Raw genomic sequence first — 2757 nt, forward strand, 5'->3', positions numbered from 1 at the left:
GTCCCGCGCTGGGCTGCGAAGCGGCCCTAAAAATCTTGGGAGCGCTGCGCACTCAGCGCGGGGCAAGCCCGCTCACTACAGAGGCTTGACGTGAATTTGTTTCAAGTCGAGGCTGTCATGGCCTCGATCTGTGTCTGGCGCCGTTTGCGACCGGACAGCAATAGCCTGATGAAGGACTGACGTTTCCCATGTTGACCATCGCACTGTCCAAGGGCCGCATCCTTGACGACACTTTGCCGCTTCTGGCTGAAGCGGGCATCGTGCCAACCGAGAATCCGGACAAGAGCCGCAAGCTGATCATCCCCACGACCCAGGACGACGTTCGCCTGCTGATCGTACGGGCTACCGATGTGCCGACTTACGTTGAGCATGGCGCGGCCGACCTGGGCGTTGCCGGTAAAGACGTGCTGATGGAGTACGGTGGCCAGGGCCTGTATGAGCCGTTGGACCTGCGTATCGCCCTGTGCAAGCTGATGACTGCCGGCCGTGTCGGTGATGTCGAGCCCAAAGGCCGTCTGCGGGTGGCGACCAAGTTCGTTAATGTCGCCAAGCGCTACTACGCCGAGCAAGGTCGTCAGGTCGACATCATCAAACTCTACGGTTCGATGGAGCTGGCGCCGCTGATCGGCCTGGCCGACAAGATCATCGACGTGGTCGACACTGGCAACACCCTGCGTGCCAACGGCCTGGAACCCCAGGATTTCATTGCTGACATCAGCTCCCGCCTGATCGTCAACAAAGCCTCGATGAAAATGCAACACGCCCGTATCCAGGCGTTGATCGATACCCTGCGCAAGGCAGTGGAGTCTCGACACCGCGGTTGACTCACCCGCGCGGCCTTAGGTCGCGCCCGTCTATCCGCCTCATAGCCAGAATTCTCAGGTGCCCAAGCGGAAACGACTGCTACTTTAGGGCGCCTGAGTTTTTGCCAATTCTATTGAGGCCCTCGCTATGACCACGTCCACTGCAATTGCCCGACTCAACGCTGCCGACCCGGATTTCGCCCATCATCTGGATCATCTGCTGAGCTGGGAAAGTGTGTCCGACGACTCGGTCAACCAGCGAGTACTCGACATCATCAAGGCTGTGCGCGAGCGCGGTGATGCAGCGTTGGTGGACTTCACTCGTCAGTTCGATGGCCTGGACGTCAAGTCCATGGCCGACCTGATCCTGCCCCGTGAACGCCTGGAGCTGGCCTTGACGCGTATCACCGTGCCACAGCGCGAAGCGCTGGAAGTCGCGGCGGCGCGGGTGCGCAGCTACCACGAAAAACAGAAACAGGACTCCTGGAGCTACACCGAAGCCGATGGCACCGTATTGGGCCAGAAGGTCACGCCGCTGGATCGCGCCGGTTTGTACGTGCCGGGCGGTAAAGCCTCGTACCCGTCGTCGGTACTGATGAACGCAATCCCGGCCAAGGTGGCGGGCGTGACCGAAGTGGTCATGGTGGTGCCGACGCCGCGCGGTGAAATCAACGAACTGGTGCTCGCCGCGGCGTGCATCGCTGGTGTCGACCGTGTCTTCACCATCGGTGGTGCCCAAGCCGTTGCGGCCCTGGCCTATGGCACCGAAAGCGTGCCGAAGGTCGATAAGGTGGTGGGCCCTGGCAACATCTACGTCGCCACGGCCAAGCGCCACGTGTTTGGTCAGGTTGGTATCGACATGATTGCCGGTCCTTCGGAAATCCTCGTGGTGTGCGACGGCCAGACCGACCCGGACTGGATCGCCATGGACTTGTTCTCCCAGGCCGAACACGACGAAGACGCCCAGGCGATCCTGGTCAGCCCGGATGCCGAGTTCCTCGACAAGGTGGCCGCCAGCATCAATAAGCTGTTGCCGACCATGGAGCGCGCCGAGATCATCGAGAAGTCGATCAATGGGCGCGGTGCGTTGATTCTTGTACGTGACATGGAACAAGCCATCGAAGTGGCCAATCGTATCGCGCCGGAACACCTGGAGTTGTCCGTAGCCGACCCACAAGCCTGGCTGCCGTCGATCCGTCACGCTGGCGCGATCTTCATGGGCCGCCACACCAGCGAAGCCTTGGGCGACTACTGTGCCGGTCCCAACCACGTGCTGCCGACCTCCGGCACTGCGCGTTTCTCGTCGCCGCTGGGGGTGTATGACTTCCAGAAGCGCTCGTCGATCATCTTCTGCTCGCCACAGGGCGCCTCCGAGCTGGGCAAGACCGCCTCGGTGCTGGCCCGTGGTGAATCGCTGAGTGCGCACGCGCGCAGCGCCGAATATCGCATCCTCAAGGGAGAGTAAGGCATGAGCAAATTCTGGAGCCCTTTCGTCAAGGACCTCGTGCCTTACGTGCCCGGGGAGCAACCCAAGCTGACCAAGCTGGTCAAGCTCAACACCAATGAAAACCCCTACGGTCCATCGCCGAAAGCGCTGGCGGCCATGCAGGCCGAATTGAACGACAACCTGCGTCTGTACCCGGACCCTAATAGTGACTTGCTCAAGCAGGCCGTGGCGAAGTACTACGGGATCGACGCCGGCAAGGTATTCCTCGGCAACGGTTCCGATGAAGTCCTGGCGCACATCTTTCACGGTTTGTTCCAGCACGATCTGCCGCTGCTGTTTCCGGACATCAGCTACAGCTTCTATCCGGTCTACTGCGGCCTGTACGGCATCAAGTCCGATCCGGTGCCATTGGACGAGCAGTTCCAGATTCGCGTGGCCGATTATGCCAAGCCTAACGGTGGGATCATTTTCCCCAACCCTAACGCACCTACCGGCTGCGTGATGGCA

Annotated in this window: 3 protein-coding genes; all 3 read left to right on the plus strand. The window is 60.8% G+C overall.

Annotated elements, in window-relative coordinates:
* Positions 1 to 188 precede the first annotated feature (188 nt).
* Positions 189 to 824, plus strand: a complete 636-nt coding sequence (gene hisG / locus ACRESD_RS26690) for an ATP phosphoribosyltransferase (RefSeq protein ID WP_003188599.1) — start codon at positions 189 to 191, stop codon at positions 822 to 824.
* Between the two features lie 127 nt (positions 825 to 951).
* Positions 952 to 2268 carry a histidinol dehydrogenase gene (gene hisD / locus ACRESD_RS26695; protein ID WP_431753647.1) on the plus strand — a complete coding sequence of 439 codons (1317 nt, stop codon included), beginning with the start codon at positions 952 to 954 and terminating at the stop codon, positions 2266 to 2268.
* Between the two features lie 3 nt (positions 2269 to 2271).
* Positions 2272 to 2757, plus strand: a 486-nt coding sequence (locus tag ACRESD_RS26700) for a pyridoxal phosphate-dependent aminotransferase (RefSeq protein ID WP_431753648.1), incomplete at its 3' end; no start/stop codon positions are given.

It is taken from the genome of Pseudomonas sp., from assembly GCF_050739995.1.
Taxonomy (GTDB): domain Bacteria; phylum Pseudomonadota; class Gammaproteobacteria; order Pseudomonadales; family Pseudomonadaceae; genus Aquipseudomonas.

Coding starts and splice junctions, on each gene's coding strand:
- hisG (WP_003188599.1), top strand. CDS start 189: ATGTTGACCATCGCACTGTCCAAGGGCCGCATCCTTGACGACACTTTG.
- hisD (WP_431753647.1), top strand. CDS start 952: ATGACCACGTCCACTGCAATTGCCCGACTCAACGCTGCCGACCCGGAT.